The following is a 14548-nucleotide window of genomic DNA, read 5'->3' as shown; positions in this document are numbered from 1 at the left end:
AGTGTCAACATGACGATAAGTCGTCGGTCACCGCGTGCGCAGCATCGCCGGGTGCAGCAGGGCGGCGGGTCCGCGCCGGTAGAGTGCCGCGGGGCGGCCGACCTGACGGGCGACGCGCTCGCCGGTGGGGATCAGGAATCCGGTGACGCCGGTGATCTTCCGGTGGAAGTTGCGGGGGTCGAGACTGGTACCCCAGACGATCTCGTACACCTGGCGCAGATCGGTCATGGTGAATTCGGGTGGGCAGAACGCGGCCGCGAGCGTCGTGTACTCGAGCTTGCTCCGCGCCCGTTCGACCGCGTCGGCGATGATCTTCCTGTGGTCGAACGCGACCGCGGTCCGGGGGTGGAGCACCTCGTCCACCGGCAGCAGGATCGCCTCGCGGGCATCGCCGCCCGCGGTGGGCGACGGCAGGTTCGGGGAGAACGCGAGATAGCAGACGGTGACGACGCGACGCCGTGGATCCCGGTCCGGCGCGCCGTAGGTGGCCAGCTGCTCGAGGTGCAGGTCGTCGGTGCCGAGCCCGGTCTCCTCGGCCAGCTCGCGGGCGGCGGCGGTGTCGAGGTCTTCGGTCTTCGAAGCCAGGAACCCGCCGGGCAGTGCGAGCATGCCTTCGTAGGGTGGAATTCCCCGGCGTACCAACATGATCTGCAGTGCGCCGGCGTGCACCGTGAGCACGGCGAGGTCGACGGCGACCGCGATCTCGGGGATCGTCCAGGCGTCGTCGGTCATTTTCCGCACCTTCGTGCCACGTTCGCGGTGACGGCGTGGGGTGCGGACGAACGGGTGTCCACGTCGCACAGTGTAACGGTGGCAGTAATCGTCTTGTTGACGAAAATGGGACGTTTGGTCTAGCCTTGCACCTTGCTTTTCACAATTTGCGCCTCGGAGCGAGGGATCACATGATTGTCATCCTGACCGCACTGGAGATCGAACACGCCGCGGTCCGCGCGCACCTGACCGGCGTCGAACGGCACCGCCACCGGGCCGGGACGCTCTTCGACGTCGGCACGCTGGCCGCGCGGCCGGGCCGCCGGGTCGCGCTGGCGGCGACCGGGATGGGCAACATCACCGCGGCGGCGCTGACCGAGCGCGCGATCGCGGAGTTCGCCCCGTCGATGCTGATGTTCGTCGGGGTGGCCGGTGGCCTGCGCGACTGGCTCCGGCTCGGCGACGTCGTGGTGGCCACCCGGGTGTACGGCTACCACGGCGGCCGCAGCGAGGACGCGGAATTCCTCGCCAGGCCGCGCGCGTGGGAGACCAGCCACCGGGCGGAACAGACCGCGCGGTGGCTGGCCCGCTCCTCCGGCTGGTACCGGCCGATGCCTTCGGCGGACCCGTCCGCCGTGCCGGTGGTGCACTTCGAGCCGGTCGCGGCGGGGGACGTCGTGCTCAACTCACGGGTTTCGGATCTGGCGCACCAGCTTCGCCGGACCTACAACGACGCGGTCGCCATCGAGATGGAGAGCGCCGGATTCGCCGTCGCCGGTCACCTCAACGACCGTGTCCCGTCGATCACCGTCCGGGGGATCAGTGATCTCGCGGGCGGCGCGAAGGACCAGACCGACGGCGAGGGCTGGCAGCAGGTCGCGGCCAGGAACGCGGCGGCCTTCGCGGTCGCCGTGGCGGCGGATCTCGAAGACGACGGGAAGGATCCTCCCGGGCGCGGTGGGCCGTCGGGGCCGCCCGCCGCGCCGCCGGTGCCGGAGATACACACCACCAATACCGTCAACGGCAACGCCCGTTCCGTCATCCAGACCGGTGTCCACCACGGTGACATCAACATCGGCTGAACCACCGGGACGGGTTCAGGACTCGTCGTGCGGAGCGGCGCGGGTGGTCACCACCCCGCCGGAAACCCGCACGGCGATGGAAAGAGGGGAGCCCTGGCCGGGGGAGTGCTTCAGCACCTCCCCGGCCATGGGGGAAGCGACGAGCGTACGCAGCGCGCGCCGCAACCCGCGTGCGCCGTAAACCGGGTCGAATCCCTTCTCTCCCAACAGATCCACGACGTCGTCGGTGACGTCCAGGTGTATTCCCCGTCGTCGCAGGCGACGGCTCAGCAGCTCGATCTCCAGTGCCGCGATCCGGCGCGCCGTCGGCCGGTCGATCTCCCCGAACACCACGGTCTCGTCGATCCGGTTCAGGAACTCCGGGTCGAAGAAGTCCCGCAGCGCGCGGCCGACGACCGTCTCTGCGGGCAGCGCGCCGATCCCGAGCCCCAGCCGGTCGGCCGCGCGACGCCAGGGTGCCGCGCGGCGTCTGGCCAGTTCGGCCGAGCCGAGGTTGGAGGTGAGGAACACGAAGCAGTTGCGGAAGGAGATCTTCTCCTGCCCGTTCGCAAGCCGCAGTATCCCGGTGTCCAGCACCTGCAGCAGGGCCCGCAACACCGTTGGATGTGCCTTCTCGACCTCGTCGAACAGCACGATCCCCGGGGTGTACGGGTCACCCTCCACTGTGGATCGATCGAAGAGGCTGTACGCCTCCTTCGCGCCCGCGTAGCCCGGCGGCGCACCACTGAACGACGCGGCGTAGTGCTCCTGTGCCAACGAGTTCATGTCCACCCGGCACAGATCGTCCGGTCCCGACCGCAGCAGCGCGGCCACCTGGCGGACCAGCTCGGTCTTGCCGACGCCGGTGGGGCCGATCAGCAACAGGTTGGCGGGCGGGCGGTCCGGGTCCTGCGCGCCGGCCTTGGCCAGCGTCAGCGCCCGGACCACCGCGTCCACCGCCGTGTCCTGGCCGAGTACCCGGCCACGCAGCTTTTCGGCCGCCGCGGCCGGGTCGAAGGAACCGGGCGGGCGCTTCACCGAGCCGGCAGCGCCGTCAGTGTCGTTTTCGGACTGTTCGGGCCCGCGCCGGTTCTGGTCGTGGAACATGTCGGTCAGGTACGGCATTCCCGTTCCCTACGCCTGCTTGGTCTGCTCGACCGGCAGTGTGCCGACGCGGCAGTCGGCCACGCCGACTGTGTCACGGGTGATCGTTTCCACGTTCTCCTGCGCTTTCTGCGCGTCGGTGACCCAGAGTTTGTAGAACTCGAACGGGCAATCCGCGACGCCCTTGTCGCCGTCGCCCGCAGCGTGGACACCGGAGTAACCCCGGTGCAGGAGCTTGAAAAGGTGGTTCTGCGACTGGTCGTGCTCGCGGGCGTCGCGGATCGCCGACAACGACAGTTGCGCGTACTGGATGCCGTATTCCTCTTCGCCGGTTTCGCCGAGTGTGCGCCCGTCGAACCCGATGATCGACGAATGCCCGAAGTAGGAATAGACGCCGTCGAAGCCGGCGGCGTTGGCGACGGCCACGTAACAGTTGTTGGCCCAGGCCATCGACTTGGCCATGATCACCTGCTGGTCCTTGGCCGGGTACATGTAGCCCTGGCAGCGTACGATCAGTTCGGCGCCCTTCATCGCGCAGTCCCGCCAGATCTCCGGGTAGTTCCCGTCGTCGCAGATGATCAGCGAGATCTTCATGCCCTTCGGGCCGGCGGTGACGTAGGTCGAGTCGCCGGGGTACCAGCCCTCGATCGGGCACCACGGCAGGATCTTGCGGTACTTCTGCACGATGTCGCCGCGGTCGTTGATCAGCACGAGGGTGTTGTAGGGCGGCTTGTTCGGGTGGTCCTCGTGCTGTTCGCCGGTGATGGAGAAGACGCCCCAGGTACCGGCCTCGCGGCAGGCCGCGGCGAAGATGTCGGTCTCCTCGCCGGGAACGGTGGCCGCGGTCGCGTACATCTCGTCCTGGTCGTACATGATGCCCTGCGTCGAGTACTCCGGGAACACGACGAGGTCCATGCCCGGCAGCCCGGACTTCATGCCCACCACCATTTCGGCGATCTTGCGGGCGTTGTCGAGCACTTCCGCCTTGGTGTGCAGGCGCGGCATCTTGTAGTTGACCACCGCGACGCCGACCGTGTCGGGGCTGGCGGAAATGTCACCGTGTCGCATGAGGACTCCTCTTCTCCGGGACGGGTTTTCAGGTCGTCGAGACAGCGGGTTCGGCGGCGGGCGTGCGTGCGCCGAGCACCGCGGCGGCCACCAGCAGCACCACGGCGACGGCGGCGGCGAGCAATCCGGCACCCGCGCCGGTGGAGTAGCCGCCGGTCAGGCCGAGGAACGCGGGCACCGAACAGGTCGGCTGGCTGAACAGGACGACGGTCCAGCCGGTGAACCGGGTCAGCCGGTCCATGCCGAGCCCGAGCACCAGGAAGAACAACGTCCACAGCAGCGCCCAGGCCAGCCAGATCACCCCGAACACCGGATCGTGGTCGTGCCAGAAGGAAATCCCGGCGTACACCACCGCGGCGCCCGCCACGAACAGCGAGAACCAGCCGATGCCCTCGGGCGGTAGCCCGGCGAGGTTCGCGATGCCGACGTACAGGTAGGTGAAGCCGAACAGGTACAGGCCGGACGCGGCGAGGATCGCGTTCTGCTGCCCGCCCGCCTGGATGATCAGCACCGTCGGGGTGACGCACTGCAGCCCGCCGACGAACAGGTTCAGCGGCGCGGCCGCCCGCGCCGGGACCCGGCCGAGCAGCATCAGGCCGTTGATCAGGAGTACGGCACCGACGTAGAGCAGGCCGACGTTGCCCATGCTCACCTCCGCGTAATGCGCATCACGTGGAATAATTTCAGATGAAAGTAAGCGGTGGCATCGAGCACGTCAAGCCGGGTGGGCTTACAGCCGGGTGAGGACCTCGAAGTCGTAGCCGTCGGCCACGGCGAGGTGGACGTGCTGGTCGGCCTGCTGGCCGCGGAACTCGATCGTGCCGCGCGGGCCGTGGTAGGTGACTCCGTCGATCGCGGCGTTGAGCGCGGGCAGGTCGGGAGTTCCCGCTCGCCGCACCAGTTCCGCCAGCGTGTGCAGTCCCTCGTAGCAGGACTCGGCCGCGTTGTTCAGCGCGGGCGCGCCGGCGCCGTGCCGTTCGACGTACCGGCCGAGCAGGTCCATCGCGTCGGCGGTGACCATCGACCGGAAGTAGGCCGCGGACACGTACAGGTTGCCGGTCGCGTGCGCGCCGCTGGCCAGCAACATGTTCTCCTCCATCAGCGGGCTGAACCGGATCAGCCGGTCGGAGAGCCCGTGGGCGGCGAAACTGCGGTTGAACCGCACCGCGTCCTGGCCGACCAGCAGCATGAGCACACCGTCGCATGTGGACGATTCGATGGAACGGACCACTGTGGACATATCGCCGGAGCCGAGCCCGACGAACGCCTCGCCGGTGATCCGCAGGCCCAGTTCGCGTGCGTAGTGGTGGACCGCCTTCGCCGACCGGCGCGGCCACACGTAGTCGTCACCGACGACGAACCAGCGGCGCATCCCGAGCTGATCCCGCAGCCAGCGCAGGGCGGGCTCGATCTGACATCGCGGCGTCTCGCCGGAGCAGAAGATGCCCGCGCGCCGCTCGCCGCCTTCGTACAGTGACGTGTACACGTAAGGAACCCGATCGGCCACGACCGGGGCGAGCGCGTGCCGGACCGAGGAGATGTGCCAGCCACTGACCGCGTCCGCCCGGCCGTCCTCGACGAGCACGCGCAGATCCGCGGCCACCTGATCGGGCGACGCGCCGCCGTCGACGATCTCGGCCTCGACCTGTCTGCCGAGGATGCCGCCGGACTCGTTGAGCTCGTGCACGGCCAGGTCGGTGATCGCCTCGCAGGACGGACCGAACAGCCCGGCGGGACCCTGCAGCGGGACCACCATGGCGACGCGCCAGGTGTCGTCGCGGTTCCGCGTGGCGAGGCGGTTGGGCATGGCGCTCCGTGCGGTTGCCCGGTAAGGTCAGGTTGCTTTCACCTGGAAGTATTGTCGCGGTGGCCCTGTTTTGGCAAGTTCCGCGGCCGGAGGGGCGGAGGACGGGCGACATGGGGTCACGCGGCACGCGGCTTCCGGCGGTGTCCGCGTCCGGTACGCCGCTCACCGGCGCGCTGATCCGGGCGGCGCGGGCCGTGACGGCCAGGGTCGAGCAGGTGCTCGCCGCCGAAGGACTGACACTGGACCAATGGCTGGCACTCGACGCGCTGACCGGGCGCGGCGGACTGGCCATGACCGACCTCGCCGACCGCACGCTGACCACCGGCCCGACCCTGACCAGGGTGGTGGACCGCCTGGTGGGGACCGCCCAGGCCTATCGCGAGGTGGACGCGGGCGACCGGCGGCGGGTCCTGGTCCACCTCAGCGCCCGTGGGCGCGCGACCCATCGGCGGATCGCGGCGAGGATCGGCGAAGTGGAGGCCGAGGTGCTGGCCGACCTCAGCGCGCCGGACGAGCTGCTGACGGATTTGCGGCGTCTCGGCGGCTGAGTTCCCGGAGGTTCCGAACCGAGGGACGCCCTGGGTGCGTCCACCGCACCGAGGGGCGCCCTCGTCGCATTCAGTGCACCAAGGGCGTCCCTCGGCGCATCGGATGGTGGTGATCGGTCCATTCGCGACGGTCGTGTCGCGAACGGGTCGTTCGGGACGTTGAACGTCGCGGACGCGTCGTTCAGGACGTGAGGGGCAGGCGAGGTGGGCCCCCGGGCGCCCGCGAGGAGGTACGAAGCGCCCTGCCGCGATGCACTGAAGGCGTCCTTCAGCGCGCTCGGTGCACTGAAAGCGCCCTCCAGCACGGCGAGTGCACCGAAGGCGTCCTTCGGCACGGCCGCCTCCCAGTCCCGGGGTAGCCTCGCGTCAGCGACGGGAGGAGTGCGCGTGGTCCGGGAACAGGCTGGTCAGGTGCTGGCCGCGAACCTGAGGGTGTTGCGTGCGCAGGCCGGGCTGTCCCTTTCGGAGCTGGCGCGGCGGTCGGGGATCGCGAAGGGGACGTTGTCGCAGCTGGAGTCCGGCGGCGGGAATCCCACCATCGAGACAGTGTTCAGTTTGTCGAACGCTCTGGAGGTGCCGGTCTCGTCGCTGCTCACCGAGCGGGTCGATCCCGACGTCGTGCTGGTGCGCTCGGCGGGCCTCGACGTGCTCAGCAGCAACGCGGTCGATCTGCGGATGCTGCGGCGGATGGACGTGACCGACACCGTGTTCGAGCTGTACGACCAGCGAGTCCGGCCGGGCGAGGTGCAGCATTCGGCAGGCCATCCCGGCAACGAGCATGTCGTGGTCACCTCCGGGCGGCTGCGGGTAGGTCCCCCCGACTCGCCGTTCGAGCTGGGGCCTGGCGACTACGTCTGCTTTCCGGCCCGGGGGCCGCACATCTACGAGACCATCGACGGCCCGGTGGTGTCCGTGCTGCTGCTGGAGTATCCGGCCGACGCCGGGCCGCCGACGCTCGGTGGATCGTGTGCGCGGCCGGTCCCCGCGCCCGGCGAGGGTTGACCGGGGGACGCCGGGCCGCCTAACCTCACCACCGTTCATTTCAATGAACGGTGGTGAGTGAATGGGGCACCCTGACGTCGTGGTGGCCGGAGCGGGTGTCGTCGGTGCCGCGTGCGCGGAGGCGCTGAGCCGGGCAGGACTGCGGGTCGTCGTGCTCGACCGTGACGCGCTCGCGAGCGGGACCACGGCGGCGGGCGAGGGCAACGTTCTGGTGTCCGACAAGGAACCCGGCCCGGAACTGCGGCTGGCACAGGCCTCCCGCCGACGATGGCCCGAACTTCTCGCGGAACTGCGCGAGGAGCTCGGGTCCGAACTCGCCGAGGTGGAATGGGAGCCGAAGGGCGGCCTCGTCGTCGCCACCACCGACGATTCCGTGCCGCCGTTGCGGGAGTTCGCGGCCGCCCAGCGGGAGGCCGGGGTACGGGCCGAGCCGATCGGGCTCGACGAGGCCGCGAGCCTCGAACCCCGGCTCACCAGGACCCTCACCGCCGCGATCCACTACCCCGAGGACGCCCAGCTCCAGCCCGTCCTGGCCGCGACCACCCTGCTCGCTGCCGTGAAAGCCCGCGGCGGGCAGGTCCGCTCCGGCGTCGAAGCACTCGGCGTTCTTCGCACCGGAACCGGTGCCGTACGGGCGATCCGGACCAGCCACGGCACCATTGCGTGCGCCGCGGTGGTGAACGCCTGCGGCCCGTGGGCGGGCGCCTTCGCGAAGGAGTGCGGCGCGCCGATCGCCGTCCTGCCCCGGCGGGGCATGGTGCTGGTGACGGCGCCGCTGCCGCCGGGCACCATACGGCACAAGGTGTACGACGCGGACTACGTCGGAGCGGTGGCCAGCGGCGACGCCGACCTCCAAACGTCCACAGTGGTCGAATCGACCCGGGCGGGGACCGTCCTCATCGGATCGAGCCGCCAGCGCGCGGGTTTCGACGAGACGGTCCGGTTCGATGTGCTGCGCGAGCTGGCGCGCAAGGCCGCCGCGTTGTTCCCGGTGCTGGCGAACGTCCCGGTCATGCGGGCTTACGGCGGATTCCGGCCCTATGCGCCCGACCACCTCCCGGTCATCGGCGAGGATCCGCGACTGCCCGGCCTCTGGCACGTCACCGGGCACGAGGGCGCGGGCATCGGGCTCGCGGCCGCGACCGGTCAGCTGGTGGCCGAGCTCTTCACCGGTCGTGAGTCCACAATGGACGCCACGCCGTTCCGGGTCGGCCGGAGGGCGGTTGTCGAGGAGGTGCGGGCGTGAGGGTCGAGGTCGACGGGCAGACGGTCGACGCGAAACCGGGGCAGACGGTGGCCGGACTGCTCCTCGGTCTCGGCCGGACGTCCTGGCGGAGTACGCGAAACGGCGGCAAACCCCGGGGCGTCTTCTGCGGGATCGGCGTCTGCTTCGACTGTCTCGTGGTGGTCAACGGGATCCCGGACGTCCGCGCGTGCCAGCGGCTGCTGGCCGACGGCGACGATGTCCGCACGCAACACGGCGCGGAGCTGCCGTCATGAGCGCCGTGGTGGTCGTGGGTGCCGGACCCGCCGGGACGGCCGCCGCCGAAGCGGCCGCGAGTGCGGGCTGCCGGGTCGTGCTGATCGACTCCGCGGCCCGGCTCGGCGGGCAGTTCCATCGGCAGGATTCCTTGCAGGATACGGAGAAGTTCGTACTACACCACAATGTGGAGCACCTGGCCGGGACCGCGGTGGCCGGGCTCGAGCCCCTCGAACGCGGGCATCGGCTGCACCTGCGTACCGGCCAGGCGGACGGTCCACAAAGGATTGCCCGCAGTGTCGACACGACGGCCCTCGTACTGGCCACTGGCGCTTACGACCGTGCGTTGCCTTTCCCCGGCTGGGAACTTCCCGGCGTCTACACCGCCGGTGCCGCGCAGGCGCTGGCGAAGGGGCAGCGAGTCGCCGTCGGGAAGCGAGTGCTGCTGGCCGGAACCGGGCCGTTTCTGTTGCCTGTAGCGGATTCGCTGCTCGACATCGGCGCGCAGCTCGTCGGTGTGCTGGAGGCGAACAGCTCCGGGATGGGCTGGCTGCGCGAGCCCGCGGCGTTGTTCGCCGGTCACCGCAAGGCCGCCGAACTCGCCGGTTACGTACGGATGCTGGGCAGGCACCGGGTGCCGTACCGATCACGGACCACGGTGATCGCGGCGCACGGCCGTGACCGGGTCGAAGCGGTCACCACCGCGCGCCTCGACCACGAGTGGCGTGTGCGCAGCGGCAGCGAGCGCCGGTTCGCGGTCAACGCCGTGTGTGTCGGTTTCGGGTTCTTGCCCCAGCTCGAACTCGCCGTGTCGGCGGGTTGTGCCTTGGACGGCGGGTTCGTCATGGTGAACGCCGCGCAGGCGACGTCCGTCCCCGGGGTGTTCGCGGCGGGGGAGCTGACCGGCATCGGCGGCGCGGACCTCGCCGCGGCCGAAGGGACTGTCGCAGGAATCGCGGCGGCGCAATCTCTTGGCGCTTCCGTGGGGGTACCGCACCGAGCTTTGCGCCAGGTCAAGGAGGGCCGGACCTTCGCGGAGGGGCTCGCCCGCGCCTATCCCGTCCGCAACGGATGGCGGACGTGGCTGGACGACGACACGCTCGTCTGCCGCTGCGAGGAAGTCTCCCGGCGTGAGCTGTTAGACAGCGTCGAACGGCGTGACGCGCTCGGTGTCCGCTCGCTGAAACTCGTCAGCCGCGCCGGACTCGGCCTGTGCCAGGGCCGGATCTGCGGCCGGAACGTCGCGGAGCTGACCGGGACGTCGCCCGACGGGTTCGCCCGGCGTCCGATCGCCGCGCCGATCCGGCTCGGTGAACTGTCCGAAGTGGAATCACCATGGGAGGGAAAGGCATGACGCAGGAGAAGCTCGACGGGGTTATCGTCGCCACCGCGCTGCCCTACGCCGAGGACGCGACGGCTCCGGCCGGGCTCCGCGTGGACTACGACCGTTACGCCGAACACTGCCGGTGGCTCCTCGAGAACGGCTGCCGCGGTATCGGGCCGAACGGTTCGCTCGGCGAGTATTCGTCGCTGACCGAGGAAGAACGTCGCCGGGTGGCGCGCACCGCGATCGAGGCGGCGGGCGACGACGGCATCGTGGTCGTCGGCGTCCATGGCGTCGGCGCGCACCAGGCAAGGGAATGGGCGGAGAAGGCCGCCGAAGACGGCGCGCACGGCGTGCTGTGCCTGCCGCCGACGATGTACCGCGCGAACAAGGGCGAGGTGCTGCACCACTACGAGCAGGTGGCGAGCGTCGGGCTGCCGGTGATGGTCTACAACAACCCGATCGACACCAAGGTCGACCTCACGCCCGCCGTGCTCGCGGAGATCACGCAGCTGGACAACGTCGTCGCGGTCAAGGAGTTCTCCGGCGATGTCCGGCGCGTGCTGGAGATCAAGGAACGCGCACCCGGACTGACCATTGTGGCCGGTGCGGACGACGTCGCGCTGGAGGCCGTGCTGATGGGCGCCACCGGCTGGTTCGCCGGTTTCCCCAACGTGTTCCCCGCCGAGTCCGCGCACCTGTTTTCCTTGGCGCGACAGGGAAAACTGGCCGAGGCGCGGGCACTGTACGAACCGCTGGTCGCCGCGTTCCGCTGGGATTCCCGCACCGAATTCGTCCAGGCGATCAAACGCGGTATGGAGCTGGTCGGTCGTTTCGGCGGGCCGTGCCGCCCGCCGCGCGGTCCGTTGCCCGTCGAACAACTGGCGTTGCTCGACGCCGACATGCGGCGTGCCGCCGACTTCCTGCGCGCGCACCCGGTGGCGGCCTGACATGCGGGCTTCGCGGTACTTCAGCGCGGTCGACTCACACACCGAGGGCATGCCGACGCGGGTCGTCACCGGCGGTGTCGGGGTGATTCCCGGTACCACGATGGCGGAGCGGCGCGAGCACTTCATGGCGCACCTCGACCACCTGCGCGAGCTGCTGATGAACGAGCCGCGCGGCCACGCGGCGATGAGCGGCGCGATCCTGCAGCCGCCGACGCGGGCGGACGCGGACTGGGGAGTCCTCTACATCGAGGTGTCCGGCTGCCTGCCGATGTGCGGTCACGGCACCATCGGCGTCGCCACGGTCCTGGTGGAGACCGGGATGGTCACGGTGACCGAGCCGGTGACGCGGGTCCGGCTCGACACCCCCGCCGGGCTCGTCGTCGCCGAGGTGGCGGTCTCCGGCGGGCGGGCCAAGGCGGTCACGATCCGGAACGTGCCGTCGTTCTCGTACCAGCTCGACGCCGAAGTGGACGTTCCAGGGCTCGGCAGAATCCGTTACGACATGGCGTACGGCGGGAACTTCTACGCCATCCTGCCGCTCGCCGAGCTCGGCATCCCGTTCGACAAGTCCGAAAAGGACCGGATGCTCGGTGCCGGACTGTCCATCATGGACGCGATCAACAAGGAGAACCGGCCGGTGCATCCGGCCGACGTCGGCATCGGCGGCTGCAAGCACGTCCAGTTCGTCGCCCCCGGCGCCGACGGGAGCGACGCGCGCAACGCGATGGCCATCCATCCCGGCTGGTTCGACCGTTCTCCTTGCGGTACCGGGACTTCCGCGCGAATGGCACAGCTGCACGCACGCGGCGAACTGCCTCTGGAACAGGACTTCGTCAACGAATCGCTGCTCGGGACCCGGTTCATCGGCAGGCTTGTCGAAGAGACGTCGGTCGGCGGCTTACCAGCGGTCGTGCCCACCGTCACCGGCAGTGCGTGGATCACCGGGATGGGGCAGTATCTGCTCGATCCCGATGATCCGTTCCCGAGGGGATTCACTCTGTGAACCGGCTCCGGCGTCCACAGTAGACGTCAGATCCGGCTCGTCGTCATGTCCATGAGCCGGGTCAGGAACTTTTCACCGTCGGTGTGGATTCCGTCGTGCTCGGCCTCGTTCGTGACCCATGTCCGCAGGTTGCCCACCGATGCCGCGGTCGCGAGCGAGAGGCCGGCGTCGACGTACATGTCGTCGTGGTACACGAGAGCGGCGACCGGCACGGTGTTGGCAGCCAGTTTCGCCGGGTCGTAGAACATGGGCCAGTCGTCCACTGTGGACAGAATCTCGGCGGCACCGGCGAAGGGCCGCAGCGCGCGGATGTCCTCGAACATCCACGGGTACACCATCTCCCCGGTGAACAGCAGCGGATCGGCGTCCTCGGCGAACTCCGGCAACGCCGCCATCGCGCGGTGCGCCGCCCAGGCTGTCGGAGTCGTGCCCTGGCCGTAGATGCATTCCTGGAGTACCGCATACAGCGGACGGTCGGCGAACCCGGTGGCGTTCAGGGCCGCCAGCAGGAACGTGTCCGAGACCTCGGTACCGTCGAAGGCCTCGTCGAGCAGCCAATGCGTGTGTTCGAAGGCGTCGGACATCCGAAGCGGAAGCCGAGCAGCCGGAGCCGCCGCGGCGTCAGCCGATCACCGTCCGGGAGCCGGACGTCGTGCGTAGCGAGGTGGTCGGCCAGGCGCCGCATCGTTTCGCGGTCTTTCGGGTACCGCGCGTAGAACTCGGCCGTCTTGGTGCGGACCCGGGGGTAGAGGCGGGCGTAGACCTCATCGGCGGTCGCCGTGATCCCGGGGAGCCCGCCGGTGATGTGGCAGGCACGCAGTCCTTCTGGTGCGAGTGACAAATAGCTGAGCGTGAGGAAGCCGCCGTAGCTCTGGCCCAGGGTTTCCCACGGTTCGTCGCCGCACAGCCGGGCCCGGATCAGCTCGCAGTCGGCCACGATGGCGTCGGCCCGGAAATGCCGGAGGTACGCCGCGAGCGTCGTCGCGTCCATCCGCGCGGCCGTCCGGCTCGTGACCGGGGTGCTGCGGCCGGTGCCCCGTTGATCCAGCAGCAGTACGCGGTGTGTGCGCAATGCGTGTTCGATCCAGCCGCCCTTGCGCACCGGGCGTGGCGATTTGCCGCCGGGGCCGCCCTGCAGGAAGAGAAGCCACGGAAGCCTGTCGCCGACCCGTGCCGGATCGGCCAGCTCCCGTGCGAACACCTCGATCGACGGCCCGGACGGGTCGCCGTGATCCAGCGGGACGTCGAATACATGGTCGGTGACGGCGAATCCGGGCAGGCGGGGCATCAAGGTCCTTTCTCGCGGCGGTACGGAAATCCTAGCCGGGACGGTGCGGCCCGGCCGGGATTTCCGTCGCCGCGAGGGTCAGCCGAGCCGGGCGAGGATGTCCGCGGCTTCGCCTGCCTGCCGGAGAAAGCCGCCGTGGCTGCTCGCCAGGGAGTGCACCTCGAACGGGTTTTCCGGGGTGAGCGCGTCGGCCTCCTTGATGTAGAGGTCCTGTGCGGCCGGCGGCATGGCCCTGTCCTCGGTGAGCCGGATGTACGTGTGCGGGACGCGGCCCCAGGTGTCCTTGTCCACGCGGTGGTCCCATTCCGGGTCGTCCAGCCACAGCACCTCGTCCGGCTGCATGACGGTGAGGGCGCGGAGGAAGGCTTCGTCGGTGAGTTCGCCGGTGATCGCCTCGCGCAGCGCGGTGATCTGCGCCCGATCGGCGCCGCGCCAGTTCAGCCGGAGGCAGCCGATCACGGCCGGGTCCCCGGCGAGCAGTGGAGCGGTGGCGGGGAACAACGCGCTGTCGGCCCACTCCGGGAGTCGCGGATATTCGCCGGGCGCCCGATCGACGGGACATTGCGCGGCGATATAGACGAGCCCGCTGAGCAGTTCGGGTGCCGCGTTGGCCACGCCGGTCGTGACGAGGCCGCCGAAACTGTGTGCCACCAAGACGACCGGCCCGTATTCGTGGACGCGGCGGACCACGCCCAGCACGTGCCCGATCATGTCCGCCGCAGTGACGCCGGCGATCGGCGACGGCTCTTTCGCGAACGTCTCCAGGTCCTGCTCGTGATAGGCGCGGGAGAATCCCGCGCCGCGTCCCGGAAGATCGACCGCGATCGTCCGATGGCCGCGCAGGGCCATTTCCTGCTGGAGCGCCGTCCAGCTCTGTGCGCTACCGGCGGATCCGTGCACCAATACGTAAGTGGGAGCCATGCGGCGATTATGAGCAAAGATTTCCGGCTTAGCCAAGCTTGTGCCCACAAGGGCCGCGAATTCCGCCCCATGGTGCGAATTACCCGGGTTAATCTGAAAAGCGAAAAGTAAGGTGGCGCATGGCCACGTTCGTATTATACCGCGTTTGCTGCGATGTGGCCAGCGTTTTCGGGGTCGAAGTCCGTGAATGCCACATTGAGGGAATCAGAGTCCCTCAATGTGGCATTCACGGCGCGCTGCCGCCCGACGTCGCGAACGCTCCCGTGCCGACGATCAGCGTC

The 14548-nt window shown here is 69.6% G+C and carries 16 protein-coding genes; 8 read left to right on the top strand and 8 right to left on the bottom strand.

The features are described 5' to 3' along the window. Window positions 1-27 precede the first annotated feature (27 nt). On the bottom strand, window positions 28-732 hold the full coding sequence (locus ACFW0G_RS37605; RefSeq protein WP_378330274.1) for an NUDIX domain-containing protein: 705 nt from the start codon (window positions 730-732) through the stop codon (window positions 28-30). A gap of 170 nt (window positions 733-902) precedes the next feature. Between ACFW0G_RS37605 and ACFW0G_RS37600 the strand changes: the two genes are divergently transcribed. Then, window positions 903-1793 carry a hypothetical protein gene (locus tag ACFW0G_RS37600; RefSeq protein ID WP_378330273.1) on the top strand — a complete coding sequence of 297 codons (891 nt, stop codon included), beginning with the start codon at window positions 903-905 and terminating at the stop codon, window positions 1791-1793. A 15-nt stretch (window positions 1794-1808) separates the two neighbouring features. On the opposite strand, the gene ACFW0G_RS37595 is transcribed toward ACFW0G_RS37600, so the two are convergent. The 4 genes from ACFW0G_RS37595 to ACFW0G_RS37580 form a co-directional block, all read right to left on the bottom strand. Continuing rightward, complete coding sequence (locus ACFW0G_RS37595) at window positions 1809-2897, bottom strand: AAA family ATPase (RefSeq protein WP_378330272.1); 1089 nt, start codon at window positions 2895-2897, stop codon at window positions 1809-1811. Between the two features lie 9 nt (window positions 2898-2906). After that, entirely contained in the window at window positions 2907-3944 is a 1038-nt protein-coding gene (locus tag ACFW0G_RS37590; RefSeq protein WP_378330271.1) for an aliphatic amidase, read from the bottom strand. A 28-nt stretch (window positions 3945-3972) separates the two neighbouring features. Next, the gene (locus ACFW0G_RS37585; RefSeq protein ID WP_378330270.1) at window positions 3973-4590 is read right to left on the bottom strand and encodes an AmiS/UreI family transporter; all 618 of its coding nucleotides are present in this window, start codon (window positions 4588-4590) and stop codon (window positions 3973-3975) included. Window positions 4591-4674: 84 nt separating this feature from the next. Beyond that, entirely contained in the window at window positions 4675-5751 is a 1077-nt protein-coding gene (locus ACFW0G_RS37580; RefSeq protein WP_378330269.1) for a substrate-binding domain-containing protein, read from the bottom strand. Between the two features lie 110 nt (window positions 5752-5861). On the opposite strand from ACFW0G_RS37580, the gene ACFW0G_RS37575 reads away from it, so the two are divergent. The 7 genes from ACFW0G_RS37575 to ACFW0G_RS37545 all read left to right on the top strand — a co-directional run bounded on the left by ACFW0G_RS37575 (window position 5862) and on the right by ACFW0G_RS37545 (window position 12058). Continuing rightward, complete coding sequence (locus ACFW0G_RS37575) at window positions 5862-6299, top strand: MarR family transcriptional regulator (RefSeq protein WP_378330268.1); 438 nt, start codon at window positions 5862-5864, stop codon at window positions 6297-6299. Between the two features lie 387 nt (window positions 6300-6686). Continuing rightward, on the top strand, window positions 6687-7301 hold the full coding sequence (locus ACFW0G_RS37570; RefSeq protein ID WP_378330267.1) for a helix-turn-helix domain-containing protein: 615 nt from the start codon (window positions 6687-6689) through the stop codon (window positions 7299-7301). Between the two features lie 61 nt (window positions 7302-7362). After that, window positions 7363-8547: an NAD(P)/FAD-dependent oxidoreductase gene (locus tag ACFW0G_RS37565; RefSeq protein WP_378330266.1), complete on the top strand. Its 1185-nt coding sequence runs from the start codon at window positions 7363-7365 to the stop codon at window positions 8545-8547. Continuing rightward, complete coding sequence (locus ACFW0G_RS37560; RefSeq protein ID WP_378330265.1) at window positions 8544-8801, top strand: (2Fe-2S)-binding protein; 258 nt, start codon at window positions 8544-8546, stop codon at window positions 8799-8801. The genes ACFW0G_RS37565 and ACFW0G_RS37560 overlap by 4 nt, the downstream gene beginning before the upstream one ends. After that, on the top strand, window positions 8798-10135 hold the full coding sequence (locus ACFW0G_RS37555; RefSeq protein WP_378330264.1) for an NAD(P)/FAD-dependent oxidoreductase: 1338 nt from the start codon (window positions 8798-8800) through the stop codon (window positions 10133-10135). The genes ACFW0G_RS37560 and ACFW0G_RS37555 overlap by 4 nt, the downstream gene beginning before the upstream one ends. After that, the gene (locus tag ACFW0G_RS37550) at window positions 10132-11055 is read left to right on the top strand and encodes a dihydrodipicolinate synthase family protein (protein ID WP_378330263.1); all 924 of its coding nucleotides are present in this window, start codon (window positions 10132-10134) and stop codon (window positions 11053-11055) included. The genes ACFW0G_RS37555 and ACFW0G_RS37550 overlap by 4 nt, the downstream gene beginning before the upstream one ends. Before the next feature lies 1 nt (window position 11056). After that, window positions 11057-12058: a proline racemase family protein gene (locus ACFW0G_RS37545; protein ID WP_378330262.1), complete on the top strand. Its 1002-nt coding sequence runs from the start codon at window positions 11057-11059 to the stop codon at window positions 12056-12058. A gap of 26 nt (window positions 12059-12084) precedes the next feature. Here ACFW0G_RS37545 and ACFW0G_RS37540 read toward each other — a convergent pair whose 3' ends face one another. From ACFW0G_RS37540 to ACFW0G_RS37530, 3 genes are all read right to left on the bottom strand, one after another. Beyond that, window positions 12085-12642 carry a hypothetical protein gene (locus ACFW0G_RS37540; RefSeq protein ID WP_378330261.1) on the bottom strand — a complete coding sequence of 186 codons (558 nt, stop codon included), beginning with the start codon at window positions 12640-12642 and terminating at the stop codon, window positions 12085-12087. Further along, a complete protein-coding gene (locus ACFW0G_RS37535) occupies window positions 12552-13346 on the bottom strand; it encodes an alpha/beta fold hydrolase (RefSeq protein ID WP_378330260.1) in 795 nt (264 codons plus the stop codon). The genes ACFW0G_RS37540 and ACFW0G_RS37535 overlap by 91 nt, the downstream gene beginning before the upstream one ends. A gap of 78 nt (window positions 13347-13424) precedes the next feature. Beyond that, window positions 13425-14267, bottom strand: a complete 843-nt coding sequence (locus tag ACFW0G_RS37530) for an alpha/beta fold hydrolase (protein ID WP_378330259.1) — start codon at window positions 14265-14267, stop codon at window positions 13425-13427. Window positions 14268-14548 lie beyond the last annotated feature (281 nt).

The sequence above is a fragment of the Amycolatopsis sp. NPDC058986 genome (genome assembly GCF_042741125.1).
Taxonomy (GTDB): Bacteria; Actinomycetota; Actinomycetes; order Mycobacteriales; family Pseudonocardiaceae; genus Amycolatopsis.
This window is presented reverse-complemented; position numbering and strand designations above follow the sequence as displayed.